This window comes from Streptomyces ochraceiscleroticus (assembly GCF_000720485.1).
GTDB lineage: Bacteria > Actinomycetota > Actinomycetes > Streptomycetales > Streptomycetaceae > Streptomyces > Streptomyces ochraceiscleroticus.
The window spans coordinates 17,198-43,333 of sequence record NZ_JOAX01000008.1 but is presented as its reverse complement, the minus strand read 5'-3'; the positions used below and the strand labels follow the sequence as shown (position 1 = coordinate 43,333).

23 protein-coding genes are annotated in these 26,136 nt (G+C 71.8%); 11 read left to right on the top strand and 12 right to left on the bottom strand.

Going from position 1 to position 26,136, the window contains the following annotated elements; translation table 11 throughout:
- The first annotated feature begins 8 nt into the window (after positions 1-8).
- The 5 genes from IG84_RS0112295 (at position 9) to IG84_RS0112275 (ending at position 6,698) form a co-directional block, all read left to right on the top strand.
- The gene (locus IG84_RS0112295; RefSeq protein WP_031054956.1) at positions 9-1,202 is read left to right on the top strand and encodes a M20 metallopeptidase family protein; all 1,194 of its coding nucleotides are present in this window, start codon (positions 9-11) and stop codon (positions 1,200-1,202) included.
- A 110-nt stretch (positions 1,203-1,312) separates the two neighbouring features.
- Positions 1,313-2,557, top strand: a complete 1,245-nt coding sequence (locus tag IG84_RS0112290; protein WP_031054954.1) for an NAD(P)/FAD-dependent oxidoreductase — start codon at positions 1,313-1,315, stop codon at positions 2,555-2,557.
- Positions 2,558-2,559: 2 nt separating this feature from the next.
- Complete coding sequence (nirB, locus tag IG84_RS0112285) at positions 2,560-5,157, top strand: nitrite reductase large subunit NirB (protein ID WP_031054952.1); 2,598 nt, start codon at positions 2,560-2,562, stop codon at positions 5,155-5,157.
- A complete protein-coding gene (nirD, locus tag IG84_RS0112280) occupies positions 5,154-5,531 on the top strand; it encodes a nitrite reductase small subunit NirD (protein ID WP_030249331.1) in 378 nt (125 codons plus the stop codon). Before nirB ends, nirD begins: the two co-directional genes overlap by 4 nt.
- Before the next feature lie 228 nt (positions 5,532-5,759).
- The gene (locus tag IG84_RS0112275) at positions 5,760-6,698 is read left to right on the top strand and encodes an oxidoreductase (RefSeq protein WP_031054951.1); all 939 of its coding nucleotides are present in this window, start codon (positions 5,760-5,762) and stop codon (positions 6,696-6,698) included.
- Here IG84_RS0112275 and IG84_RS0112270 read toward each other — a convergent pair.
- Together IG84_RS0112270 and IG84_RS0112265 are read right to left on the bottom strand one after the other, a co-directional pair.
- Positions 6,676-8,061: an FAD-binding oxidoreductase gene (locus IG84_RS0112270; RefSeq protein ID WP_031054950.1), complete on the bottom strand. Its 1,386-nt coding sequence runs from the start codon at positions 8,059-8,061 to the stop codon at positions 6,676-6,678. The two genes, IG84_RS0112275 and IG84_RS0112270, sit on opposite strands and share 23 nt — an antisense overlap.
- A gap of 4 nt (positions 8,062-8,065) precedes the next feature.
- Positions 8,066-8,533, bottom strand: coding sequence for an ATP-binding protein (locus tag IG84_RS0112265; protein ID WP_107053863.1), 468 nt, complete (start codon positions 8,531-8,533; stop codon positions 8,066-8,068).
- A 210-nt stretch (positions 8,534-8,743) separates the two neighbouring features.
- Between IG84_RS0112265 and IG84_RS0112260 the strand changes: the two genes are divergently transcribed.
- Both IG84_RS0112260 and IG84_RS0112255 read left to right on the top strand, forming a co-directional pair.
- Positions 8,744-9,598, top strand: a complete 855-nt coding sequence (locus IG84_RS0112260) for a helix-turn-helix domain-containing protein (RefSeq protein WP_051861643.1) — start codon at positions 8,744-8,746, stop codon at positions 9,596-9,598.
- A complete protein-coding gene (locus tag IG84_RS0112255) occupies positions 9,595-9,837 on the top strand; it encodes a DUF397 domain-containing protein (protein ID WP_031054947.1) in 243 nt (80 codons plus the stop codon). The genes IG84_RS0112260 and IG84_RS0112255 overlap by 4 nt, the downstream gene beginning before the upstream one ends.
- Here the strand turns inward: IG84_RS0112255 and IG84_RS0112250 are convergent.
- The gene (locus IG84_RS0112250; RefSeq protein WP_078648780.1) at positions 9,830-10,438 is read right to left on the bottom strand and encodes a TetR/AcrR family transcriptional regulator; all 609 of its coding nucleotides are present in this window, start codon (positions 10,436-10,438) and stop codon (positions 9,830-9,832) included. The genes IG84_RS0112255 and IG84_RS0112250 overlap by 8 nt on opposite strands.
- Positions 10,439-10,586: 148 nt before the next feature.
- Here IG84_RS0112250 and IG84_RS0112245 point away from each other — a divergent pair, with 148 nt between their 5' ends.
- Entirely contained in the window at positions 10,587-12,152 is a 1,566-nt protein-coding gene (locus tag IG84_RS0112245) for an APC family permease (protein WP_342668422.1), read from the top strand.
- 303 nt (positions 12,153-12,455) lie between these two features.
- On the opposite strand, the gene IG84_RS0112240 is transcribed toward IG84_RS0112245, so the two are convergent.
- From IG84_RS0112240 to IG84_RS0112205, 8 genes are all read right to left on the bottom strand, one after another.
- Entirely contained in the window at positions 12,456-13,193 is a 738-nt protein-coding gene (locus IG84_RS0112240; RefSeq protein ID WP_031054941.1) for a dienelactone hydrolase family protein, read from the bottom strand.
- A gap of 143 nt (positions 13,194-13,336) precedes the next feature.
- Positions 13,337-15,511 (bottom strand): acetate--CoA ligase family protein, encoded by a 2,175-nt coding sequence (locus IG84_RS0112235; RefSeq protein ID WP_051861676.1) that lies wholly within the window; start codon positions 15,509-15,511, stop codon positions 13,337-13,339.
- Positions 15,508-16,695 carry a glutamate dehydrogenase gene (locus IG84_RS0112230; RefSeq protein ID WP_031054938.1) on the bottom strand — a complete coding sequence of 396 codons (1,188 nt, stop codon included), beginning with the start codon at positions 16,693-16,695 and terminating at the stop codon, positions 15,508-15,510. Before IG84_RS0112230 ends, IG84_RS0112235 begins: the two co-directional genes overlap by 4 nt.
- Positions 16,692-18,284 carry a thiamine pyrophosphate-binding protein gene (locus tag IG84_RS0112225; protein ID WP_245659323.1) on the bottom strand — a complete coding sequence of 531 codons (1,593 nt, stop codon included), beginning with the start codon at positions 18,282-18,284 and terminating at the stop codon, positions 16,692-16,694. Before IG84_RS0112225 ends, IG84_RS0112230 begins: the two co-directional genes overlap by 4 nt.
- An 11-nt stretch (positions 18,285-18,295) precedes the next feature.
- Positions 18,296-19,453 (bottom strand): acyl-CoA dehydrogenase family protein, encoded by a 1,158-nt coding sequence (locus tag IG84_RS42605; protein ID WP_031054935.1) that lies wholly within the window; start codon positions 19,451-19,453, stop codon positions 18,296-18,298.
- Positions 19,454-19,618: 165 nt separating this feature from the next.
- Positions 19,619-19,948 carry a hypothetical protein gene (locus tag IG84_RS0112215; RefSeq protein WP_031054933.1) on the bottom strand — a complete coding sequence of 110 codons (330 nt, stop codon included), beginning with the start codon at positions 19,946-19,948 and terminating at the stop codon, positions 19,619-19,621.
- A gap of 68 nt (positions 19,949-20,016) precedes the next feature.
- Positions 20,017-21,417, bottom strand: a complete 1,401-nt coding sequence (locus IG84_RS0112210) for a condensation domain-containing protein (RefSeq protein ID WP_031054932.1) — start codon at positions 21,415-21,417, stop codon at positions 20,017-20,019.
- Positions 21,418-21,602: 185 nt separating this feature from the next.
- Positions 21,603-22,958, bottom strand: coding sequence for an MFS transporter (locus IG84_RS0112205; protein ID WP_078648779.1), 1,356 nt, complete (start codon positions 22,956-22,958; stop codon positions 21,603-21,605).
- A 195-nt stretch (positions 22,959-23,153) separates the two neighbouring features.
- Here IG84_RS0112205 and IG84_RS0112200 point away from each other — a divergent pair, with 195 nt between their 5' ends.
- The gene (locus IG84_RS0112200; protein ID WP_031054927.1) at positions 23,154-23,906 is read left to right on the top strand and encodes an IclR family transcriptional regulator; all 753 of its coding nucleotides are present in this window, start codon (positions 23,154-23,156) and stop codon (positions 23,904-23,906) included.
- A gap of 55 nt (positions 23,907-23,961) precedes the next feature.
- Here the strand turns inward: IG84_RS0112200 and IG84_RS0112195 are convergent, their stop codons facing one another.
- Positions 23,962-24,399, bottom strand: a complete 438-nt coding sequence (locus IG84_RS0112195; protein WP_031054925.1) for a MarR family winged helix-turn-helix transcriptional regulator — start codon at positions 24,397-24,399, stop codon at positions 23,962-23,964.
- A gap of 107 nt (positions 24,400-24,506) precedes the next feature.
- On the opposite strand from IG84_RS0112195, the gene IG84_RS0112190 reads away from it, so the two are divergent.
- Entirely contained in the window at positions 24,507-25,349 is an 843-nt protein-coding gene (locus IG84_RS0112190; protein ID WP_031054923.1) for a CoA transferase subunit A, read from the top strand.
- Complete coding sequence (locus IG84_RS0112185; RefSeq protein ID WP_031054919.1) at positions 25,349-26,128, top strand: CoA-transferase subunit beta; 780 nt, start codon at positions 25,349-25,351, stop codon at positions 26,126-26,128. The genes IG84_RS0112190 and IG84_RS0112185 overlap by 1 nt, the downstream gene beginning before the upstream one ends.
- Positions 26,129-26,136 lie beyond the last annotated feature (8 nt).

Below are 26,136 nucleotides of genomic sequence, written 5' to 3'. Positions count from 1 at the left end.
GAGCACAAATGAATCTGCGGGACGACGCCCGCGCCCTCTCCGGCGATCTCGTACAGCTGCGCCGCACGCTGCACCGCATCCCCGAGGTCGGCCTCGACCTGCCGCGCACCCAGGAGACGGTGCTGACGGCGCTGGACGGCCTCCCGCTGGAGATCAGCACCGGCAGCGGCCTCAGCTCGGTGACGGCCGTACTGCGCGGCGCACAGCCGGGTCCCACGGTGCTGCTGCGCGGTGACATGGACGCGCTGCCGGTCGCCGAGAAGACCGGCCTGGACTTCGCCGCCGACACCGGCCGGATGCACGCCTGCGGCCACGACCTGCACACCACCATGCTCACCGGCGCCGCGAAGCTGCTCTCGGCGCACCGCGACCGGCTCGCGGGCGACGTGGTCTTCATGTTCCAGCCCGGCGAGGAGGGCTTCGACGGCGCCGGGCAGATGCTCGCGGAAGGCGTACTGGATGCCTCCGGCACGCGCCCGGACGCCGCGTACGCGATCCACGTGATGTCCGCGGGCCTGCGGAGCGGCGTCTTCGGGACCCGTGGCGGCCCGGCGCTCGCCGCGTCCAACGTCCTGAAGGTGACCGTCAACGGCGAGGGCGGCCACGGCTCGATGCCGCACCGCGCCAAGGACCCGGTGCAGGCCGCCTGCGCCATGGTCACCGCGCTCCAGGCGTGGATCACCCGTACCTTCGACATCTTCGACCCGGTCGTGCTGACGGTGGGCACCTTCCACGCCGGCACCCAGCAGAACGTCATCCCGGACACCGCCACCTTCCACGCGACGGTCCGCAGCTTCTCGCCCGAGGCGCAGCGCAAGGTCAGGGAGGGCTCGCCGGAGGTCTGCCGGGGCATCGCGCAGGCGTACGGCGTCGAGGTGGACGCGGAGTTCGTCGAGCAGTACCCGGTGACCGTCAACGATCACGCCGAGGCGGACTTCGTGGCGCACACCGTGCGGGAAGCCCTCGGCGAGGAGTTCTACGCGCCGCTGCCGCAGCCGCTGCACGGCTCGGAGGACTTCTCCCGGGTGATCGCCGAGGTGCCGGGCGCGATGCTGACGCTGGGCTCCCCGCCGCCCGGCGCCGACCCGGAGACCTCCCCGAACAACCACTCCCCGCTCGCCGTCTTCGACGACGCGGTGCTGGCGGACGGCGCCGCGGTCTACGCCGAGCTGGCGGCCCGCCGCCTCACGAAGGCCGCATAGCGCGCCGCTGCTCTCCTCACACGGCACCCCGCCGTGTGAGGAGAGCAGCGTTCCCTGGGGGAAACGACCGGGATGCGGTGGGGTAACAGCGGCGTCGCACGCTGCTGTGCATGACCTCGAAACAGCGCGTGGTGGTGATCGGCGGCGGGATGGCCGCCGCCCGGCTCGCGCGGCAGCTCGGCTCCGGCGACAGCCAGAGTGACGCGCGGTACACGGTGACCGTGATCGGCGAGGAGCCGCACGCGCCGTACAACCGCGTGCTGCTCGCCGAGGTACTGGCGGGCCGCTACACCCCCGAGGTGATCGCGCTGCCCGCGGTCCCCGGGGCGCTGTGGCTCAGCGGCGTACGGGCGGTCCGCGTCGACCGCGACGTCCAACTGGTCCACTGCGACGACGGCCGCGCCGTCCCCTACGACATCCTCGTCCTGGCCACCGGCTCCAACCCCGTACTGCCCCCGCTGCGCGGCCTCTTCGCGCCCGGCGCCCACGAACTCCCGCGCGGCGTCCACCCGTTCCGCACGCTGGACGACTGCCGGGCACTCGCCGGCGCCGAGGGCCGCCGCGCGGTCGTCATCGGCGGCGGACTGCTCGGCGTCTCGGCCGCCCGGGCGCTCGCCGAGCGCGGCGCCCAGGTCGTACTAGCCCACCAGGGCGAGCACCTGATGGAGCGCCAGCTCGACGAGGAAGCGGGCGAGCTGCTCCGCGCCCACCTCCACGACCTCGGCGTCGAGGTGCACACCGAGTGCCGCGTCCGGGGCCTGCGCACCGGCGACGGCGCCGTCCGCGCGGTCGAGCTGGCCGACGGTTACGCGCTCGACGCCGACCTGGTCGTCCTGGCCTGCGGGGTACGCCCCCGTACCGGCCTGGCCGCGGCCGCCGGGCTCACCGTCCGCCGCGGCATCGTCGTCGACGACGCGCTGCGCACCGACGACCCCCACATCTTCGCGATCGGCGACTGCGCCGAGCACGACGGCGTGACCTACGGGCTGGCCGGACCGGCGCTGGAACAGGCCGATCTGCTGGCCGCCCGGCTGCTCGACGACGCCGCGGGCTCCTACCGCGGTACGCGGGCCCTGACCCGGCTCACCCTGGGCAGCCCCTCCCCCGCGGCTCCCGTCCTCGACCTCGCCGCTTTCGGCGAAACCACCCCGGCCCCCGGCGACGACGTCATCCGCCTCAGCGACGCCACCCGCAGCGCATACCGCCGGGTCGTCGTCCGCGGCGACCGGCTGGTCGGCGGCATTCTTCTCGGCGATCTCGGCACTGTCGGCGCGCTCGCCCGTACCTGGGAGGGCGACGAACCACTGCCCGCCGCTCCCGTGCTCCACCTGCTCACGAATGATGGAGGCCACTGACCATGACTGCCACTCCCACGATCGTGCTCATCGGCCATGGGATGGTCGGCCAGCGCTTCCTGGAGGCCCTCGCCGACCGGGGGATGACCGGTGACGCCGCGCGCGTCGTCGTCCTGTGCGAGGAGCCGCGCCCGGCGTACGACCGGGTCCAGCTCACCTCGTACTTCTCCGGCCGCACCCCCGAGGACCTCTCCCTCGTCGAGGCGGACTTCATCGAGAAGCACGGCATCGAACTGCGGCTGGGCGACCCGGCCGAGACCGTCGACCGCGCCACCCGCACGGTGACCGCCCGCTCCGGCTTCACCGTCCAGTACGACCAGCTCGTGCTCGCCACCGGTTCCTACCCCTTCGTCCCGCCGGTCCCCGGCAAGGACAGCGCGGGCTGCTTCGTCTACCGGACGATCGAGGACCTGCTGGAGATCGAGGAGTACGCCAAGAACGTCTCCTCCGGCTCGGTCGTCGGCGGCGGCCTGCTCGGCCTGGAGGCGGCCGGCGCGCTCAAGGGCCTGGGCCTGGACACGCACGTCGTGGAGTTCGCGCCCCGGCTGATGCCCGTCCAGGTCGACGACGGCGGCGGCGAGGCGCTGCGCCGCACCATCGAGGACATGGGCGTCACCGTCCACACGGGCGTCGGCGGCAAGGAGATCACCGCGGGCGAGGACGGCGCGGTGACCGGCATGGAGCTGTCCGACGGCTCGCGCATCGACACCGACATGGTGATCTTCTCCGCCGGTGTCCGGCCGCGCGACCAGCTCGCCCGTGAGTGCGGCCTGGAGGTCGGCGAGCGCGGCGGCATCAAGGTCGACGAGCAGTGCCGTACGGCGACCGACCCCGCGGTCTTCGCGATCGGCGAGTGCGCGCTGGCCGTCGACGGCCGGGTGTACGGCCTGGTCGCGCCCGGTTACGAGATGGCCGAGACCGCCGCGTCCGCCATCGCGGCGCAGGAGACCGCCGGCTTCACCGGCGCCGACACCTCCACCAAGCTCAAGCTGCTCGGCGTGGACGTGGCGTCCTTCGGTGACGCGCACGGCAACGCCGAGGGCTGCCTGGACGTGGTGTACGCCGACTCCCGCTCCGGCGTCTACAAGAAGCTGGTGATCGGCCAGGACGGCACGCTGCTGGGCGGCGTCCTGGTCGGCGACGCCGAGGCGTACGGCACGCTGCGCCCGCTCACCGGCAGCGTCCCGCCCGTCTCCCCCGAGCAGCTCGTCCTGCCCGCAGGCGCCGGCGGCCCGGTCTCGATCGGCCCCTCCGCGCTCCCCGACGAGGCGGTCATCTGCAACTGCCACAACGTCACCAAGGGCACCATCCGCGCGGCCGTCACCGAGCACTCCTGCGGCACGGTCCCCGAGGTCAAGAAGTGCACCAAGGCCGGCACCGGCTGCGGCTCCTGCGTCAAGGCGCTGACCACCCTGGTCAACGACGAGCTGGAGCTGAACGGCATCACGGTCGACAAGGGCCTGTGCGGCTGCTTCCCGCACACCCGCGCCGAGCTGTACGAGATCGTCCGCACCCTGCGCCTCACCTCGTACGAGGACCTGCTCGCCTCGCACGGCCGGGAAGAGGCGAAGGACGGTGACGGCTGCGAGGTCTGCAAGCCGGCCATCGGCTCGATCATCGCCTCGCTCGCCCCCACCCTCGGCGCCAGCGGTTACGTCCTGGACGGCGAGCAGGCGGCGCTGCAGGACACCAACGACCACTTCCTCGCCAACCTGCAGCGCAACGGCTCGTACTCGATCGTGCCGCGCATCCCCGGCGGCGAGATCACCCCCGAGAAGCTGATCGTCATCGGCGAGGTGGCCCGCGACTTCGGCCTCTACACGAAGATCACCGGCGGCCAGCGGATCGACATGTTCGGCGCGCGGGTGGACCAACTGCCGCGGATCTGGGCCCGGTTGGTCGACGCCGGCTTCGAGTCGGGTCACGCGTACGGCAAGGCGCTCCGCACGGTGAAGTCCTGCGTGGGCCAGACCTGGTGCCGCTACGGCGTCCAGGACTCCGTCCGCATGGCCATCGACCTGGAGCTGCGCTACCGGGGCCTGCGCTCGCCGCACAAGCTCAAGTCCGCGGTCTCCGGCTGCGCCCGCGAGTGCGCCGAGGCCCGCGGCAAGGACTTCGGCGTCATCGCCACCTCGAACGGCTGGAACCTGTACGTCGGCGGCAACGGCGGCGCCGACCCGCGCCACGCCGACCTGCTCGCCCAGGACCTCTCCGACGCCGAGCTGGTCCGCCTGATCGACCGCTTCCTGATGTTCTACATCCGCACCGCCGACCGCCTGGAGCGCACCTCCGCCTGGCTGGAGCGCATCGAAGGCGGCCTGGACCACGTCCGTGACGTCGTCGTCCACGACTCCCTCGGGCTCTGCGACGAGCTGGAGGCCCTGATGGCCGACCACGTCGCCCACTACCGCGACGAATGGGCCGAGACCCTCGACGACCCCGAGCGCCTCGCCCGCTTCGTCTCCTTCGTCAACGCGCCGGACGCGCCCGACCCGTCCGTCCGCTTCGTCCCCGAGCGGGACCAGATGAAGCCGGACCTGGACCTGCTGGCCGGCCCCACGCTCCCCGTACGCACCCTGGAAGGGACTGTCGCCCGATGACCGAGACCCTCGAACGCCCGCTGACGACCGGCACGATCGAACTGCGCACCGACCGCGGCTGGCTCGCCGTCTGCGCCCCCTCCGGGCTCGTCCCCGGGCGCGGCGTGGCCGTGCTGCTGCCCGACGGCGGCCAGGCCGCGGTCTTCCTGGACCGCGCGGGCCGTCCGTACGCGATCGGCAACCGCGACCCGTTCACCGGCGCCTACGTCCTCTCCCGCGGCCTCACCGGCTCCGCCGACGGCCGCCCGTACGTGGCCTCCCCGCTCCTGAAGCAGCGCTTCGACCTGGAGACGGGCGCCTGCCTGGACGACGCGTCGGTCTCGGTCCCGGTGTACGAGACGCGCGTGGCTCCGGAGGCCGCCGCGGCCGCCTGACCCCACAGCGGCGGCCCGACCGCCACCCCCATACCCGGCTGCCCCGCCCGCGCCTTCCCTGCCCTGCCCGGCGCGCGGCGGGGCGGTCGCATGCGGACCGTCACCCACAGCGGCGTACGCTGGCCACAGCGCTCTACCGACGAGTACAGACGTACCGCGTACTCGGACGGGTACAGAGGTACCGCGTACTGACACGTGCCGAGTCCCGCGTACCGAAAGGTTCAGGCAATGGCCCGCCGCTGGAACACCTCCCACATTCCCGACCTCACCGGCAAGCAGGCCGTCGTCACCGGGGCCAACAGCGGCCTCGGCTACGTCACGGCCCGGGAGCTCGCCCGCCGCGGGGCCCGGGTGATCCTCGCCTGCCGCGACAAGGACCGCGGCGCCGCGGCCGCCGCCCATCTGCACGCCGAGGTCCCCGCCTCCGACATCGAGCTGCGCACCCTCGACCTCGCCGACCTGGCCTCCGTCCGCGCCTTCGCCGCCGACCTGGCCCCCTCCCGCCTCGATCTGCTCATCAACAACGCCGGCGTGATGGCGCTCCCGCACCGCCGCACGGCCGACGGCTTCGAGATGCAGTTCGGCACCAATCACCTCGGCCACTTCGCGCTGACCGGCCTGCTCCTCCCCGCGCTGCTCGGCACGCCCGGCGCCCGCGTCGTCACGGTCTCCAGCGGTCTCCACACCCTCGCGAATGTCGACCTCACCGACCTCAACTACGAGCACCACCGCTACCGCCGCTGGGTCGCCTACGGCCGCTCCAAGTCGGCCAACCTGCTCTTCACCCACGAGCTGGCCAAGCGCCTCGCCCGCGCCGGCTCGGACGTGCTGTCCGTGGCCGCCCACCCCGGCTACGCCGCCACCAATCTCCAGACGGCGGGCGTCCGCATGGAGGGCCGCACCCGCGCCGAGCGCGTCGTCGCCCTCGGCAACCGCGTCATCGCCCAGCCCGCCGAAGTCGGCGCGCTCCCGGCCCTGTGCGCGGCCACGGCCCCGCACATGAAGCCCGACGCGTTCATCGGCCCGCAGGGCGGCCTCCGCGGCGCCCCCGGGCTGTCCTTCCGCGCCCCGTGGACGCGGGACGACACCACGTCGGACGCCCTGTGGACGGCTTCGGAACAACTGACGGGCGTGACCTACGACTTCACTGCCGCGGTGCGGGCCTGACGTTCTGGTTCGTGTGGAAGAGGTTGTCCGGGTCGTAGGTGCGCTTGATCCGCGCCAGCCGGTCGTAGTTCTCCCGGTAAGTGGCCCGGACCCGGTCCTCCCCTTCCCCCTCGCCGAAGAAGTTCACATAGCCGCCGCCCATCGAGTGGGGGCGCAGCGCCTCCCAGTACCCGACGCTCCACTCCTTGATCGTCCGGGCGTTGGCCGGGTCGGGGTCGATCCCGGCGAAGACCCCGGACCAGAGGGCGTCGCGGTAACTCCACGCGGTCTCGTCGCTCCCCACCCGGTGTGCGGCCCCGTCGACCGGATACAGGTGCATGGTCGACAGCCCGCCCGGCAGCCCTTCCGCGTACATGAAGTGCGCGTCCAGCGCGGCGTCCGGAATCCGGTCGAAGAAGCTCGCCCGCCAGTACCACTGCAGTCCGGGCGGCATCAGCGCGTCGAACATGGACTGCAGCTCCGGATACGGCATCGGCGCCGCGAAATGGAATGCGGGCTTTCCGGGCTCCTGTACGGCGGCGAGCGCCTCGCCCAGCCGCTCCAGTTCGCCCGTCCAGCACCACACCACCCCGCACATCCGCCGCCCGTGGATTTCCTCGGGGAACGGCGGCCCCGGCGGCACGTTCAGCACCGCGAAGAAGCCGTACAGGTCGTCCCCCTGCCGCGGCAGGAATTCCCCGTACCAGCTCAGCACTTCGCGCGTCTGCTCCGCCGGCCACACGGTAATCCCGACCCCCACCGTGCTCACCGGATGCAGTTGGTAGGTGAAGGACGTCACCACGCCGAAATTCCCGCCTCCGCCGCGCAGCGCCCAGAACAGCTCGGGGTGGTTTTCCCGGTCCGCGGTGACGAAACTGCCGTCGGCCAGTACGACGTCGGCGGCCAGCAGACTGTCCACCGTCAGGCCGTACTTCCGTGTGAGGTACCCGTGCCCGCCGCCGAGCGTCAGCCCGCCGACACCTGTCGTGGACACGATGCCTGCGGGCACGCCGAGGCCGAAGGGGTGTGTGGCGTGGTCGAGGTCGGCGAGCAGTGACCCGCCGCCCACCTGCGCGGTCCGCGCGCCGGGGTCGACCCGCACCCATCGCATCGGCGCCAGGTCGACGGTGACGCCGCCGTCCACGACCCCTAGTCCCGGCCCGCTGTGTCCCCCGCCCCGCACGGCGAGTTCGAGTCCCTTCTCGCGTACGGCCCGCACCGCGCTCATGACGTCCGCGGCGTCCGAGCACCGCAGGACCGCACCGGGACGCCTGTCGATCATCCCGTTGTAGACCTTGCGGGCCTCGTCGTATCCGGAATCCTCCGGCCCGATAACGGGCCCCCGCACGGCATTCCGCAATGCGGCCAGCGTTTCCGCGTTCATGGCGTCAGCGTCCCGCCGCGGGCGCACTCCGGCAATGCCCGTCCTCCGCCAATTCCAGCTCGGCGACAAGGGTTTTGCCGAGGGGGCTGCGGGGGCGAATGGTCCAGCGGTCGGCGAGTGCTGACACGAGATAAAGGCCGCGACCGGATTCGGAGTACGCGGAAGGGGCGGGGAGCGTTTCCGGGGACGGTGGGCGGCATTCGGTACGGGTGTCGCTCACTTCGATACGGAGAATCGTGGGGGTCGCGGGGGCCTGGTGTTCCGGTACGAGGAGGGTGAGGGAGAGCTCGAAGTCGCGGCCGGGAATGCGGCCGTGGGTGACGGCATTGGTGGCGAGTTCGGCGACGATCAGGGTGGCGGAGAACGCCGCGTCACTGCCGTAGGGGATGCCCCATTCGACGAGCCGCCGCTCCGCGAGGAGGCGGGCCAGCCGGGCGCCGCGGGGTGTGGAGCTGAAGCGCTGCGTGAACATACGTACGGTAACGGGCGAGCGGGGCAGCCGATGAGCCGGCGGAATGGCCATGGGCCAACGATTGCGCCTGGTCAGCCCCGTCGGCTAGGCGCGGAACCCGTACGCCGGGTCAGCGTACGAGTCCGAAGTATGGACAGTACGCATCACAGCGCGTAACCATGTGCGCGTCGGGCGGGGAGTCGGGCGGGGCAGCACCGGAGGTGACCGGGCATGGTGGTGGCGTACGGGATGAACGGCGAGGGCGGCGGGTGCGGTGGGGAACCGGAGTCGTCGGACAGCCTGAAGGGATTCGGCGCGGTGGCCAAGGCGTTCCGCGAACGCGCCGGCCTGACGCAGGAAGAGCTGGCCCCACTGGTGCGGTACGCCCCGCACACGGTGGCGTCGATCGAGCAGGGGAGGCGGTTCCCGCCGGACGATTTCGTCGACCGGGCAGAGGAAGTCCTTGACGCCTTCGGCGCGTTGAGAGCGGCGTCGCGCTATCTCTCGCGGCAGCCCGGCCTCGCCGCGTGGTTCCGCCAGTGGGCGAAGCTGGAGGAACAGGCGGTGAGCCTGCGCACGTACGAGTGCCGGGTGGTGCCGGGGCTGCTCCAGACGAGGGCGTACGCGAAAGCGGTGACCTTGAGCGTGCCACCGCTCAAAGACGACGAGCAGGTCGAGCGGCAAGTGACCGCCCGGCTCGAACGCCAGGAGCTGCTGCGGCGCAAGCAGCCGATCGCCTTCAGCTTCATCATTGAGCAGGCCGTACTCGAGCGCGGCACCGGCGGCGTGGAGGTGACACGCGAGCTGATCGACCACCTGCTGCGCATCGGCGAGATGCACCACGTCCAGTTGCAGATCATGCCGCTCCACCAACCGGTGCACGCTGGCCTCGACGGCCCCGTGCGGCTGCTGGAAGGCCCGGATCACAAGTGGCTGGGCTATGCCGAAGGCCAGCGAGGCGGGATGCTGGTCTCCGAGCCCAAGGAGGTCAGCATCCTGTATCAGCGGTATGCCAAGATGCGCTCGCAGGCTCTCACCCCCGAGGACTCTGCGAGTCTGCTGAGGCGAATGCGAGGAGCGCTATGAGCACCACCGAACTGGCGTGGTTCAAGAGCAGCTACAGCGGCTCCGACGGCGATGACTGCGTCGAAGTCGCGCTCTCCTGGCGGAAGTCCACCTACAGCGGCTCCGACGGCGACAGTTGCGTCGAGGTCGCGACCTGCCCCGACACCGTCCACATCCGGGACTCCAAGGACGCGGAGGGGCCGCAGTTGGCCGTGACGGCGCACGCGTGGGCCGAGTTCGTCGCGTACGCGACTACTTGAGGGACCCCCGAGTCAGGCCCAGCTCGCGGGCCAACGCCTCTTCCGCCCACTCCAGCATCGACGCGCGGGAGAGCGGGCCCTCGTAGGACGTCATCTGGACGGCCAGACCGTCCAGCAGCGCCGTGAGGCGCCACGCGGACGCCGCAGGGTCGGGGCAGTCGAATTCACCGGCCGCCGCGCCCTCGGCCATCACCTCGGCGAGGGCCGCCTTCCACTGCTGGTCCAGGCCCCCGGCCGTCTCCCGCAGGACGGGATCACGCAGGGCCGCCGCCCACCCCTCGATCCACAGCCGCCACCCCTTCGCCTGCCCGGTAGGCGCATACCACCGCACCGCCGCGCGCAGCCGCCGCACCGCCGTCGTGCGGCGGCCGAGGAGGCGCCGCAGGTGGGCGAGATCGGCCTCCGCGGCGTGCGCGAACGCCGCCGCGACAAGCTTCTCCTTGGTCGAGAAGTGGTACAGGACGAGCGCGTTGGAGACGCCCAGCGCCGAGGCCACGTCGGAGACGCGGACCGCCGCGACACCACGGGCCTCGATCTGCTCAATCGCGGCGCGCAGCAGCTCTTCGCGCCGCTCCGCCACGTTCAACCGGACTCTTGCCACGCCGTCAGCCTACAGGCGGCGGCCGTGCGAGAACCCTTGACACCGCCCGGCTACGGGGCCACAGTCCCTTCCCATTACTGACTGCGCGTTCAGTTAGTTGGAGCGGTCCGCTCCGTCACCCCGCCCGCGTCGTCGCAGGGAGTCCGCCGTGAGAGACACAGAGACGCCACCGTTGTCCGCTCCATCGGGCCGCAAGGGCCCGGACTCGCCCGACCTCTCCGAGGGCTGGGGCGAGCAGCGCGGCCGGCTGCGGAAGGATCTGCGGCGGCTGGACGTGCTGTTCTTCCTGATCTGCACGCTGGTCGGGCTGGACACGATCGGTTCGGTCGCGGCGCAGGGCCCGCAGGGCCTGACCTGGATGGCAATCCTCGCCCTCGCCTTCTTCCTCCCGTACGGGCTGCTCGTCGCGGAATTGGGCTCCGCATTCCCCGTACAGGGCGGCCCGTACGTCTGGACGCGACTCGCTTTCGGGCGGCTCACGGCTGGGCTCAACCAAATCCTGTACTGGATATCCAATCCGGTATGGGTCGGCGGCAGCCTGTGCATCATCGCGCTGACGACGTGGGAGGAATTCTTCACGCCGCTGCCGGGGGTGTGGAAGTACGCGGCCGGACTGGTCTTCATCTGGGGCGGGGCGCTCGCCGTCGTCCAGGCCGTACGGTTCGGGAAGTGGGTCCCGATCGCGGGGGCCGTCGCGCGGATCGTGCTGCTGGGGTTCTTCCTGGTGTCCGTGGTCGTCTTCGCGTTCGAGCACGGCGTGCACGCGCTGCCCGCGGGTGAATTCACGCCGACGTATGCGGGATTCATCGCGCTCGTCCCCGTACTGATCTTCAACTACGTGGGATTCGAGCTGCCGAGTTCGGCGGCCGAGGAAATGACCAACCCGCGCCGGGACATTCCGCTCTCGATCCTGCGCTCGGGCCTGGCATCGATCGTCCTGTACGGCGGCCCGATTCTCGGAATCCTCTTCGTCCTTCCAGGGAAGGAGATCGGCAGCCTCGGAGGATTCATCGACGCGTGCAAGGCCGTCTTCACGGTGTACGGGGGTCATATCGCCGCCGACGGCACGGTCACGCTGAGCGGGGCGGGCTCGGTCTTCGGCGGCATCGCGGCGGCCGGGCTCATCATCGGGCTGCTGACGAGTGGCGTCACCTGGGCGATGGGCGCCCACCGGGCGCAGGCGGTGGCCTGCGCGGACGGCGTGGGACCGGCCTGGCTCGGCAAGATCGACGAAAAGCGCGGAACGCCGGCCCGGGTGAATCTGCTGTCGGCGGCCCTCGCCTCGGCCCTCTTCGTACTCGCCCTGAACCTGACCGAAGGCGACGGCGAGAAATACTTCGCGGCGGGCCTGGGCCTGACAATCTCCACCACATTCATCTCATACGTGATCACCTTCCCGAGCCTGCTGGTACTCCGCCGGAAATACCCGGACACGGCACGGCCGTACGCCGTACCGGGCGGGCGGCTCGGGGCCTGGGTCGTGACCACACTGGCGACGGGGCTGGTGGCGTTCACGGTCGTGGTCCTGATCTGGCCCGGCTTCGGGGTGGGCTGGTTCGGCACAGAGGGCAACGCGGCCGATTCGCTGCCACCGTCGTTCGCGGGGCAACGGCTCGCGTACACGCTCAGCCAGGTACTGCCGCTGGCCTTGTTCCTGGTCATCGGGTTGGTGTTCTACGCGCTGGGCACGAAGACGCGACGCGCGAAGGGGTGACCTTGGCGTCGGAGAGGCCGTTCGCGGTGTGCGGGCGGCCCCTCCAGTGGTTGCGGGTCAGCCCAGTAGGGGTCCAGCCGAGATACGCGCCAAAGGGGCAATGAGTTGATCTTGATGCGCCGCAGGTCGCGAGGATCACGGCAGGGGCCCCGTCGCAGTAAATCCGGTATTTACTGCGGCAGTTGCGAACGCGTCTCCGCGATCGAGCATCCGCCCGAATGTGGTTCTGCTATGGGGACTTGAGGGGAGGGGACTGTGAGTGCCCGACGCGGACCATGCCTGGCGCCAGGCTGTTTGCCTGGGTCATGCCCGCAGATCTTCCGTCACGGGCAGGCACTCGGCGAGCAGGTCGACGACGTCACGCCAGGCTCGCTGCGCATGCTGTGGGTGGTATCCGACGCCGGGGCGCACGGTGTGGTCGACCGGCGGGTGGTGGAAGGCATGCAAGGCGCCGCCGTAGACCACGAGGCGCCAGTCGACGCCTGCGGCCTGCATCTCGGCGGTGAACGCGTCCCGTTGCACGGGCGGCATGATCGGGTCTTCCGACCCGACCCCGGCCCACACCGGGCAGCGGATGCGCGCCGCCTCGTCCGGTCGGCCGGTGGTCAGTCCGTTGACGGTCCCGATCGCGCGCAGGTTGACGCCGTCGCGCCCGAGTTCCAGCGCGATCGCGCCGCCGGTGCCGTAGCCGACGGCGGCTATCCGGTCGGGGTCGATCCGCGGTTCGGCGCGCAGCACATCGAGCGCCGCGTGGCCGATGCCCCGCATCCGATCGGGGTCGGCGAGCAACGGCATGCAACGGGCCAGCATCTCCTCGGGGTCGCCCAAATAGCGCCCGCCGTGAAGGTCGAAGGCCAGCGCTACGTATCCCAGCTCGGCGAGAGCATCGGCCCGGCGGCGCTCGACGTCGCTGAGCCCCGTGCCCTCTGGTCCAAGCAGCACTGCGGGCCGGCGGTCGGTACCGGCAGGAAGCGCGAGGTGCCCGAGCATCGTCAAACCGTCGGCCGGGTACTCGACCGTACGCGTCGTAATCGTCGTCATGAGACTGGACGGTAGTGATCGTCGAGCCCGGTCCGGCCGGTGTTCTGCCGCTGGCAGAACAATCCGCGTGTCCCTCTGAAATACGGGGGCCGAGCGCTCAGGGCTTAAAGATCATCCCGTTGCCCCTTTGGCGCGTACCTCGGTCACACCCCCAGTACAGCGGCGGCGTCCAGGGCCACCGCGCCGCCCGGGTGGACGAGGAGCGGATTGACCTCGATGTCGGTGAATTCGGGGTGTTCGGCGGCGGCGCGGGCCAGGGTGCACAGGGCGGCCGCCGCGGCCTCCAGGTCGACGGGCGGGGCGTCGCGCCAGCCCGTGAGCAGGGGCGCGTGGCGCAGGGAGAGCAGCAGGTCGCGGGCGTGGTCGGGGGTGAGCGGGGCCAGGGCGAGTGCGGTGTCGGCGAGGAGTTCGGCGCGTACGCCACCGATGCCGGCCATGAGGACCGGGCCGAAGGCGGGGTCGCGCCGTACGCCCGCGATCAGTTCGACCGCGTACGGAGGTGTGGCCATGGCCTCGACGGCGTAACGGTGCGCACCTGTCGCGGCGGTCATCCGCGCGAAGGCGGCACGGAGCGCCGCCTCGTCGGGCAGGCCGAGTGCCACTCCCCCGGCCTCCGTCTTGTGCGCCAGGCCCATCGCCTTCAGGACGAGCGGGTAGCCGACGCGGTGACCGGCCCTCGTGGCCTCGTCGGCGGTACGGACGAACTCGGCGGCGGGGAACGTCAGTCCGTACGAGCAGAGGAGGTCGCGGGTGGTCTCGTAGTCGCCGTCGGGGACGCGGTACAGGGACGGGGGCGGGAGGGGCAGGGGCGGCCTGAGCTGCGCCGTACGGAGGCGGGCCAAGCCGGACAGGGCCGCGGCGGCCTGCTCGATGCGTTCGTAGACCGGGACGCCGTGCTGTCGGAGGACGGCGAGGGCCGGGGTGTCGCGGGCCATGGTGTGGACGATGAGGGGGCGGCCGGAGGATGCGGCGGCGTCGGCCAGTTCCCCCGCCACCTCCGTCTCGCGCGCCGCCTGCGCCGGGTTGCCGGTCGCGTAGTCGCCGAAGTAGCCGCTCAGGACGACGGCTTCGACCTCGCCCGAGGTGAGGAGGGTGCGTGCGAGGCGCGGGTACGTGGCGAGGTCGGCCTCACCGGCGCCGGCCAGGTCCACGGGGTTGGCGCAGCCCGCGCCGGACGGGAGGTGGGCCGCGACCGCGGCGGTGGTGTCCGGGGAGAGGGGCGGCACGTCCACGCCGCGGGCAGCGAAGGCATCCGCGGCGAGGGCGCCTTGGCCTCCGCTGTCGGCGAGGACGGCGACGCGGGGGCACGCGGGTAGTGGGTAGCTGGGGTCCGTGGGCGCGGCTTCCCGCCGTTGGGGTGCCGCTGCGCCCACCCGTGCCGCCCCAGCGGCACGACTGCCCGCAGCTCCCGTTGAGAGCGCACACACCGCCGTGTCCACCACCTCCCCCGCCGTGTCCAGCAGCAACGCCCCCGCGTCCCGACAGACGGCTTCCACCGTGGCGCGTGCGCTGACAAGCGCCCCCGTGTGGGAGGCCGCAGCGCGGCCCGCCGCGGCGCTGCGGCCCACGGTCAGCAGCAGTACCGGCTTCCCGGCCGCGTGCGCCGCGGCAAGCGCTCGGGCCAGCCGCCGCCCGTCGCGGAAGTCCTCCACATACGCGGCGATCACGCGCGTCGGCTCATGTCGCACCAGCGCCAACAGCGCGTCCGTGGCGTCGATGTCCCGCTGGTTGCCGAGCGAGACGAAGCGGGAGAAGCCCTGCCCCGCGCGGGCCAGCAGGCGGCCGATCTCCAGGGCGAGATTGCCGCTCTGGGAGACCAGGCCGACCTGCCCGGCCGGGAAGTCGCCCCAGCTCAGCCGGAGGTCGCTGGCGGTGTCGACGACGCCCATGCAGTTCGGGCCGAGCAGCCGGGCGCCGTGCGCGGTGACCTCGGACGCCAGCGCCCGTTCCGCGGCGGCGTCCGTGCCGCCGGAGGTGATGACGGTGAAGCAGCGGGCACCGGCCGCCAGGCCCTCGGCGACCACCGCCCGCACCTGGGGCGGCGGCACGGCCACCACCACCTGCTCCGGCGCGCTCGGCAGCGCCCCGAGGCCCGGCAGGAAGGGCACGCCGTCGAGCGCGCCGCCGCGCCGGTTGACCAGGTGCACCGCCCGGCGCCCGCGCCCGGCGAGCGCCCCGGCAGCAAGCCAGTACCCCCACTTCTCGGGGTTGGCCGACGCCCCGACCACGGCCACGGACCGGGGATCGAAGAGCGAGGCCAGCGGGTCGTGCTCCGGGACCGTCGGGTCAGGCTCCCCGTCCGTCCGGCCGCGCGTCATCGGTACCACCCGAACCGCTCCGCGATCACCGGCAGCCGGTCCGCCACGATGCCGTGCGCGGCGGCGCGCGGCGTGCAGCCGACGGCCTCGGCGCGCGCCAGCATCTGGTCGATCAGGGCCCGCATCGACCGCCGCGTGTACGCGAACGCCTCGTCCGCGTCGGCACCGATGTCCCCGAAGAGCGTCCACCACCACCAGGCGTTCGTTCCGGAGTTGACCACCACGTCGGGCAGCACCGTCACCCCGCGGGCGGTGAGCAGCGCCTCGGCCTCCTCCCGTACCGGCATGTTCGCCGCCTCGACCACCCAACGCGCGGCGATGCCCGCCTGGTTCGCGGCGTCGATGGCGTACGAGACGGCCGCCGGTACAAGGATCTCCGCCTCGGCCGACAGCCAGGCGTCGCCCGGCAGTTCGCGGTCGCCGGGGCGCAGCGCAGCGCGGTCCACCGTGCCGTGCGGGTCGCGCGCGGCGAGCAGCGCTTCGACGTCCAGCCCCTCCGGGTTGGCCATGGTCCCCTTGACGTCGGCGACCGCGACGACGCGCAGCCCGGCGCGGGCCAGGAAGCGCGCCGTCGCGCCGCCCATGGTGCCCAGCCCCTGCACGGCGACCCGGGTGCCCGCGTACGGGACACCCGCGCGGTCCAGCGCCGCGAGCGCGGCCTCCGCGACGCCGCAGCCGCCCACCAGTTCGTCCAGCCCGATGCCGTCCACGTCGATGGTGAAGGCGTCGGCGAGCCGCTGCCGGGCGGCCTGCTCGTCGTCGAGGAGCGGGTACACCGCCTGGATGGAGGAGACCAGCCCGGCCTCGTCCGCCGCCTTGTCGACCAGGTCCTGCGTCAGGCCCAGGTCCTCGCCGGTGGTCCAGAAGTGCTCGATGTACGGGCGCATGGCGCGCAGATAGCGCACGAGTACGCCGTACGCCTCCGGCGCGCGCGGGTCGCAGTCGATGCCGCCCTTCGCGCCGCCGAGCGGGATGTACCGGCCCTCGGGGTTGTAGTGCAGCGCCTCCTTCATCGTCATGCCGCGGGCGAGCCCGGTCACCTCGTCAAGGGTGCAGCCGGCCCGCATCCGCAGGCCGCCGCTGGAGACGCCGCGCACGAGCCGGTCGATGACCAGGTAACCCCGGTGACCGGTCTCGTGATCGGTCCAGGTGAGGGACGTCAGGGGGGCAGCAGGGCGGCTCATCGGGCGGACTCCTCGGGGACGGTGATGACGGTGGGGCCGGGGGTGGCGAGTGCCTTGCCGAGGGCATCGGCGAGTTCGGCGGCGTTCGCGGCGCGTACGCCATGGCCCCCGTAGGCACGGGCCAGCGCAGCCAGGTCGACGGGTGGCAGATCGACGGCGACCGGCCGGTCGCCCCGCGCCGCCATCTCGTCGCGGATCTCGCCGTACCCGCCGTTGTCGAACACGACTACAGGGAGCGGCAGTCGGGTCTGCACGGCGGTGGCCAGCTCCTGTACGGAGAACTGCAGCCCGCCGTCACCGCTCAGCGCGACGACCTGCCGGCCCGGGTCCGCGGCCTTGGCACCGATGGCGGCGGGCAGCGCGTATCCGAGGGTGCCGAAGCCGGTCGGGTGCAGATAGCGGCCCTCGGGACCGAGCGGGAGGTGCGGGATCGCGCCGTAGTAGCAGCACTGGGCGCTGTCGGAGGTGAGCACGGCGTCCGGGTCCAGTACCTCGCGGAGCACCCGGAGGTACGGCAGCCAGCGCGCGTCCCGCTCGGCCGTCTCCGCGTTCCGCTCGGCACGGAGCGCGGCGGCCGTACGCGCGGCCGCACCCGTGTCCCGCTCGGTCCCCGCCTCCTCGATCAGCGCCCGTACCGTCTCCCGCGCCTCCCCGACCAGCGCGATGTCGGCCGGGAGCACCCCGTACATCTGCGCCGGATCGATGTCCGCGCGGATCAGCGGGCCACCCAGGGCCAGCGGCTCGGTCGTCCATACGTCCGACTCGGCGAGCTCCGTACCGATCGCGAGCGCCGCGTCGCAGTCCTCCGCCAGCCAGCGCTGCACCACCGGGCTGTGCAGGGAGACGCCCAGGGAGAGGGGGTGGGTCTCGGGAACGATGCCCTTGCCGTTGGCGGTGGTCACCACGAGGGCGCCCAACTGCTCTGCCAGCGCTCGGCATTCGGAGGCAGCGGCCCGCGCGCCGCCCCCGAGGACGAGGGCGGGACGGCGTGCCGTACGCAGCGTCTGCGCGGCTTCCGCCACCGGGCCGACGTCGGCGCCCACCGTCACGCAGGGCGGCGCGAGCCGTACGGGAGCGGGTGCCTCCGCCGCCGTCAGCAGGTCCAGCGGCACTTCGATGTGCACCGGGCGCGGCCGCCCCGTACGGAAGAGGGTGAACGCGCGGGCCACCGCCGCACCGATCTCCGCCACCGTCGACACCCGGTGGCTGACCGCCGCGACCGCCCGCAGCGCGTCCGTCTGGCTGCGCATCTCGTGCAGCAGCCCGGTGGACTGCCGCGGGTGGCGCAGCGGCATCCCGGGCGAGACGACGAGCAGCGGGACGCTGTCGGAGTACGCCTGGCCGACCGCCGCCGCGATGTTGAGGAGCGCGGGGCCGGTGGTGGTGAGCGCGACGCCGGGGCGGCCGGTGACACGTGCGTACGCGTCGGCCGCGTAACCCGCGCCCTGCTCGTGGCGGGGGTTGAGGTGGGCGATGCCGTACGCGTCGAGGTGGGTGTAGATCTCCAGGTTGTGCGTGCCGGGGATGCCGAACGCCTGCGTGACGCCGTGCGCGGCCAGTGCGCGTACGAGGGCCTGACCTCCCGTCATGACCGCCGTCATCACATCCCCCGCGCGATGACGAGCCGCATGATGTCCGAGGTGCCTTCCTCGATCTCCTCCAGCTTGGCGTCGCGCATCCACTGCTCGACCGGGTACTCGCGCGAGTAACCCCAGCCGCCGAGCGTCTGGACCGCGGCCCAGGTGCAGTACGCGGCGGTCTCCGAGGCGGTGAGCTTGGCCATCGCGGCTTCGGTGGTCGCGTCCAGCCCGGCGTCCAGCCGCTTGGCCGCGCGCCAGGTCATCAGCCGGGCCTGCTCGACGCGGGTCCGCATGTCCGCGAGGCGGAAGGCGACGGCCTGGTGCTCGATGATCGGCTTGCCGAACTGCTGCCGGGTGGTGGCGTAGTCCCGGGCGTACTCGTAGGCGGCGCGGGCGATGCCGGTCGCGGCCGCGCCGAGGACCGCGCGCGAGATGTCGAACGTCCGCATGAGGCCGTGGAAGCCCTGGCCCTCGTCGCCGAGCCGGTTCTCCTCCGGTACGAACGCGTCGCGGAAGAAGATCTCGCGGCAGACGATCGCGCGCTGCCCCATCTTCCGCATGGGCGCGCCGAATTCGACGCCCTCGGTGTCCTTGCGCAGCAGGAACGCGGTGACGCCGCGGGCGCGCAGCGCGGGGTCGGTCTTGGCGAAGACGACGTACTGGTCGGCCTCGCCGGCGTTGGAGATCCACGCCTTCTGGCCGTTGATCCGGTAGCCGCCCGTGGTGCGGGTCGCGGTGGTGGTGATCGAGGCGGCGTCGGAGCCGGCGCCGGGCTCGGTGGTGGCCAGCGCGGTCATGGGGGTGTCGGGGCCGGTGAGCGGGGTGAGCCAGGTCCGCTGCTGCTCCTTGGTGCCGAGCTCCAGCACGGGGTCGGCGAAGAAGCCGTTGGAGCAGAGGAGGTTGCCGATGCCGAGGTCGCCCGCGCACAGCTCCTCCTGCACGAGCGCCTGCGTGAAGACGTCGGTGAAGCCGCCGCCCCCGTACTCGGCGGGGAGCATGAAGCCGGTGATGCCGACCTCGGCGGCCTTGCGCCACAGGTCCCAGGGGGCCTTGGTGTCGGCCTCGTCCACGTCGCGGGCGCGCGGCCGGATCTCGTCGCGGGCGAACGCGCGGGTGAGGTCGATGATGTCCCGCTGCTCAGGGGTCAGCGGGACCAGCTCGGTGGGCAGCTCTGACATGGGCTCTCCCTCTCCGGATGCGACGTACCGCGGCGGCGCTGCGGTGACGCTTACTGAATCGTGAGTCAGTATTTGGAGCAGGGGCCGGGCATGTCAATGAGCCCGCCGACTGAATCGTCGGTCAGCGGGCTCGGCGCTTACGGGGAGGGTGGCGGGCCGGCTCGGTCAGCCGTGGCGGCCGAGGCGCCGGTCCAGTGCGCGGTCCGCGTGGGCCAGCGCTTCCGCGGTGTCCCGGCGGGCGGTGGCCGCGTCGGGCAGGCCGAGCGCGGCGGCGATCTCGTCCCAGTCGTGTCCGGAGGACAGCAGCGCGCGCACGGCGCCACCGAGCGCGGAATCGGCGGCGGCCCGCACCCGGCCGATCTCGGCGAGGGTGGCCAGCAGATCGGGAGCCGTGCGCGCGGCGGCGGTGTGCTGCTGGGCGAGGGCCAGCGACTGGTCGGTGGTGACCCACCAGTCGCCGGCGGTGGCGGCGGGAAGTTCCGGTATCAGGGCCATGGGACCAGAGTAGCGAGGGCGGACCACAGAACGGGCCACTTGGTCCGCTGAGCGGACCTAGCCGTCCTTTAGAACGTTCCCGCTTCTGCCATGTTCTTCAGCGTGTGTTCCAACGTCCCACCGAGGGCCGACTTCGTGGTTCGGGCCTGCGGAGTATCCACGTAGATGGAGTTCATGTGGAGGCCGGCGTCGTTGCGGTGGAACCAGAAACAGATGCCGTTGCTGCGCGAGGCCCACAGGTGCTTTCTGGCGTTCCGTGCGGCGTGGTGCTCCGCGCCCGGCGCCTTGCGGAAATCCAGGTAGGAGAAGAAGTTCACGGCATACGGCCAGTAGCGGAGCGCGGTGTATTCGCGCGGCGCGAGCAGCCGCCATGCCTGTACGAACGGTACGTCGGCATGGCGCTGCATTTCGGCGAAGGCGCTCCGTACGCCGGTCATCACCTCCGCGAACTCCGCGCCCTCCGGCACCGGGAATTCCATCGGCATCGTGTTGATGAACCAGCCCATGGTGTGCGCATAGACGCCCCGGCCGCGTTCGTTGACCGGCATGAGGCCCCGGTAGACCGACGGTCCGCCTTCTTTGCGGAGGGACACCCCGACCGCGGCCAGCAGCCCCATGAACAGCCGCCCGTCGACCGCCCGGCACTGGTCGTCCAGCGCCGCGGCCCCGTCCGCCGGCAGAAGCGTTTCCGTTTCGTTGACCGTGGGATACAGGCAGCCCGGCTCGACGCCCAGGTCGAGCGGGAACGGCGGGAAGAAGTTCCCGCCCCGCGCCATGAACCCCTTCCAGTGGTCCAGCCGGCCGTCCTCGGCGACCATGGTCCCGTTGCGGCCCCGCTGCTCGCGGCTGAAGTCGACATAGCTGCCCACCTCGGTGAAGTCGGGCTCCTCGCCACCGGCGTAGGCCGCGTACGCGCTGGCGATGTCGTGCACCGCGATCGGCGTCGAGAGCCCGTCGGTCACCAGGTGGTCGCAGGCGAAGTACACCGTGGTGGAGTCGTCCCTGACCACCGCGCCCATGATGATCAGAGGCCAGGACAGCGTGTCGACCCGCTGGAAGAACTCGTGCAGATACGCGCGGATTCCGTCGGCGGAACCGACCGGCCCCACGTCGACCGTTTTGAGTTCGATGTCCTCCGGCGCCAGCGCGTCGCAGGACAGGTCGCCGGCGAGCTGCTGGAATGTGCAGCGCAACACCTCGTGGCGGCGCACGAAATGCAGCAGCGCCGATTCCAGCGCGCCCCGGTCCAGCGGCCCGGAAATCTCGAACGACCCGGCCACATAAGCGGATACGGAATCGTCCGTGCTGCGGGAGTCCTGGGCGACCGCGAAATGTTTCGCCTGGTTGTACGTGGTGGTCTCATGCGGCGGGCCGGATTCGGCCGAGCCGTGCATTCTCGTTTCCACCACCGACCACTCAAAGACGTGTCCCGGGGCGATCTCCACATCTTCGATGGGTACCTGAAGCACTATGGCTCTTTTCGTTGCCTGTCAGTTGCCATGCTGCTCGCGCGGTCGGGGCGGACGGCATTGGCGGCCACGACCCGGACCCGCTCCTTCACCCAACGAGCCGGAATGCCGACAGAAACGGGGGTCATGACAAGCGCCCGTACGAGGGCCGCTCGAACAAGGGCTCTGACAAGGGCCGGTCAGGCTCAGCCCTCGACGCGCTCCACCTTGTCGATGAGCAGGGCGTACGCCAGCAGGCCGACCAGGACGACGATCGCGATGTAGCCGAGCGCCCAGGCGAACGAGCCGGTGCGGTCCACGATCACGCCGATGACCAGCGGCGTCAGCACGCCACCCGCGTTCGCGGCGAAGCTGAAGACGCCACCGCCGGTGCCGGTGAGCCGACGCGGCACCGCGTCGGAGAAGAGCGCCCAGCTGTTCTGCATCAGGCCCTGCGCGAAGAACGCGATGGACATGAACGTGATCACCAGCGGTACGGAGTTGGTGAAGTTCGCACAGACGATGACCGAGGCGAGTACGAAACCGATCATCACGGGCGCCTTGCGGGCGAACGTGCGAGAGAAACGTCCGGAGTTCAGCATCCGGTCGGACCACGCGCCACCCGCCATCGTGCCGACCAGCGCCGCGAGGTAGGGCGCCGAGGCCCAGAAGCCGGCCTTGATGATCCCCATGTGCTTCTCCTCGACCAGGTAGCTGGGGAACCAGGTGAGGAAGAAGAAGAGGACCGAGGCGCTGGCGAACTGGCCGATGTACATGCCCCACAGCCGCCGGTTGCTCAGCAGCACCCGCAGGTCGGACCAGACGCTGGTGTCCAGCACCGCCGCCTGTTCCTTGGCCGCCGCGATCTCCTCGGCGGACTCCAGTTCGTCGGGCTGCCGGATGTGCGCCAGCTCCGCCGTGCTGACCTTCGGGCTGTGCTCGGGACGGTCGTAGACCTTGGCGAACCAGACCACGGAGAAGAGCAGGCCGACGATGCCGGTGATCACGAAGACCGAGCGCCAGCCGAAGTGCACGGTGAGCAGGGAGAGCACGGGCGCGGCGACGGCCAGGCCGATGTACTCGCCGGAGGTGTACGTGGCGGTGGCGCGGCCGCGCTCCCGGCCGGGGAACCAGTTCACGACCAGGCGGTTGTTGGACGGGAAGGCGGGGGCCTCGAAGGCACCGAGCGCGACGCGGATGCCGACCAGCGGGACGAAGCTGCGCGCCGCCGCGACCACGATGGTCGCCAGCGACCAGCCCACCAGCGCGTACCCGAAGGCCAGCTTGGCGCCGATCCGGTCGATCAGCCGCCCCGCGGGCACCTGGAGCAGCAGGTACGCCCAGCCGAAGGAGGAGAGCAGCAGGCCCTGCTGGGTGCCGGAGAGATGCAGCTCGTCCTTGATGTGCGGGAGCGCGACCGAGAGGTTCGTCCGGTCCAGGTAGTTGATCGCCGTGATGACGAAGAGGCAGGCGAGCAGCCCGTACCGGGCGCGGCTGAGCGCGGGGCGGGCGGTGTCGGGGACGACGGGTGGGGGCGAGGCGGGGCGCAGGGTCGCACTCATGCGGGGACTCCTTCGTCCGGTCCGCTGCACGGATCGGGGTCCGCGGTACGGATCTGGTCCGCTGTACGGACCACTCGGTCCGGGCTGCGGCGACGATAGAACGTGTGCTGACTATCTACAAGAGGTTGCCGGCGAGTAACCGGAGGATTACCTGCCCCTGGTCCGCACAGTGGACCCGGATCCATACTGGGCGCCATGAGCGAGAGCGAGCGCGGCGGCATGCGGACGGTTCAGCGGGCCATCGACATCCTGGGGCTCTTCGGGGAGGAACGCCCCGCACTGACCCTCCGGGAGATCGTCACGGGCAGCGGGCTGCCCAAGACCACCGCGCTCCGGCTACTGCAGACACTCCGCATGAACGGCCTGCTGTGGCTGGACGAGCACGGCAGATACACGGCGGGCCCGACCTTCCTGCGCTGGGTCCGGCTGGCGGACCAGGGCTGGCGGCTGCCGGCCACCGCCCGGCGCGCGCTGCGCGAGCTGGCCGCCGAGCACCGGGAGACGGTGCACCTGTACGTACGGCGTGACGTGCACCGCATCTGCATCGCCCAGGAGGAGGGCCCGCAGGCGCTGCGGCACGTCGTACGGGTCGGCGACGAGCTGCCGCTGTGGGCCGGCGGGCCGTCGAAGGTCCTGCTGATCGACGCGGAGGCGGCGCTGGTCGAGCGGGTCGCGCGGCGCTCCCCGCACGGCACGAAGCACGCCCGCACCCTGACCGAATGGGCGGCCGAGGCCGAGCGCGCCGGGTACGCGGTCAGCCACGGCGAGCACGAGGAGGGACTGTCGTCGGTGGCCGTGCCGGTGCGCTCGCGCGGCGGTGAGGTGGTGGCCACGCTGTCCTTCGGCGGCCCGTCGGCGCGCTTCACCGCCGAGCGGGTGCCGCTCTTCGTCGCGTCCCTGACGGCCGCGGCCCGCACGGTGGCCGGCGGCCTGCCCGTCACGGGCTGAGCGCCGGCGGGTCCGCTGTACGGACCGCGGCCCCGCGGACCGCAGCCCCGGCCCGCTAGCCCCGCAGCTCCTCCGCCGCGTCCGCGACCCGGCCGATCAGGCGCAGCAGCGTCTCCTGCTCGTCCTCGTCCAGCGGGGCGAGGAAGACCCGGTTCATGCGGGTCGTGCGCGTGACGAGCTTGCGGTGCAGGCGGGCGCCCTCGTCGGAGAGCTTGAGGACGTTGCGGCGGCCGTCGTGCGGGTCTCGCACCCGTTCCACCAGGCCGCGCCGCACCAGCCTGGCGACCACGTCGGCAATGGTCGAGCGGTCCAGGTGGACGTGCTCGCTCAGCGTGCGCTGGTCGATGTCCGGCTTCTCGACCAGCGCGTTGAGCACGGCGAACTGCGGCGAGGTGATCTCCTCGGACACCATCGCGCCCCACAGCAGCGAATGCGCCTGCTGCAGGCGGCGGGCCAGATGCCCGGGATGGGTGTTCAGATCGACCGCAGCCATCGAGCCTCCCGTAAGCGAACCATTGACGAATCAGAACCTTGATGGAAGTCTACGGCCCACTGAAGAATTAGTCAGTGCACTGAGCATTTTCCACTAGCGGAGTGATGATGGCCGAGATTCGCAGCCTCCACGACGCCGTGGCGGACCTCATCCACGACGGGGACACCGTCGCCATGGAGGGCTTCACCCACCTGATCCCGTTCGCAGCGGCGCACGAGATCATCCGCCAGGGCATCACCGACCTGACCCTCGCCCGGATGACGCCGGACGTCATCTACGACCAGCTCATCGGCGCGGGGCTGGTGAAGAAGCTGGTCTTCTCGTGGGGCGGCAACCCCGGCGTCGGCTCGCTGCACCGCTTCCGCGACGCCGTCGAGAACGGTTGGCCGCGCCCCCTGGAGCTGGACGAGCACAGCCACGCCGGCATGGCGAACCGTTACGTCGCGGGCGCCTCCAAGCTCCCGTTCGCCGTCCTGCGCGGCTACCGCGGCAGCGACATTCCCAGCCGTACGGACACCGTCTCGACCGTGACCTGCCCGTTCACCGGCGAGAAGCTGGCGGCCGTCGCAGCGCTCAACCCCGACGTCACCGTCATCCACGCCCAGCAGGCCGACCGCGCGGGCAACGTGCAGATGTGGGGCCTGACCGGCGTGCAGAAGGAGGCCGCGCTCGCCGCGAGCCGGGTGCTGGTCACCGTCGAGGAGATCGTGGACGAGCTGGAGCCGCGCCCCGGCGGCGTCGTCCTGCCGACCTGGGTACTGGACGCGGTCGCACCCGTGCCCGGCGGCGCCCACCCCTCGTACGCCACCGGCTACACCGTCCGCGACAACGCCTTCTACCAGGCATGGGACCCCATCGCGCGGGACCGCGACGCCTTCACCCAGTGGATCGAGACGCAGGTGCGCGGCGCGCAGGCGCCCGTGGCCGACGCCGAAGGAGCGAACGCCTGATGTCCGAAGCGCCCGTCACCGAGACCGAGTTCACCCGCGACGAGCTGATGGAGGTCAACGCGGCCCGCGCGCTGGCCGGTGCGAAGACCTGCTTCGTCGGCATCGGCCTGCCCAGCACCGCCGCCAACCTGGCCCGCGCCACCGTCAATCCGGACCTGGTCCTCATCTACGAGTCCGGCACGATCGGGTCCAAGCCGACCGCGCTGCCGCTGTCCATCGGCGACGGCGAACTGGCCGAGACCGCCGACGCGGTGGTGCCGGTACCGGAGATGTTCAACTACTGGCTGCAGGGCGGCCGGATCGACGTCGGCTTCCTCGGCGCCGCCCAGGTCGACCGGTACGCCAACATCAACACCACCGTGGTCAACCGCGGCCCGGACAGGCCCGAGGGCCGGCTGCCCGGCGCGGGCGGCGCCCCGGAGATCGCCTCCAACTGCGGCAAGGTGCTGATGGTGCTGCGCCACTCCACCCGTAACTTCGTGCGGGCACTGGACTTCGTCACCACCCTCGGGCACGGCGCCGGACCCAAGGACCGCGCCGCGCTCGGCATGCCGGGCGCCGGTCCCACCGCCGTCATCACCGACCTCGGCGTGCTGCGCCCGGACCCGGAGACCGCCGAGCTGGTCCTGACCGAGCTGCACCCCGGCGTCACCGTCGACCAGGTGCGGGAAGCCACCGGCTGGGAGCTGCGGGTCGCGGACGAGGTGGGCACCACCGCCCCGCCCACCACCGAGGAGCTGGCCGCGCTGCGCGCGCTCAAGGCAGCAGGGAAGAGGTAGGAGACCAC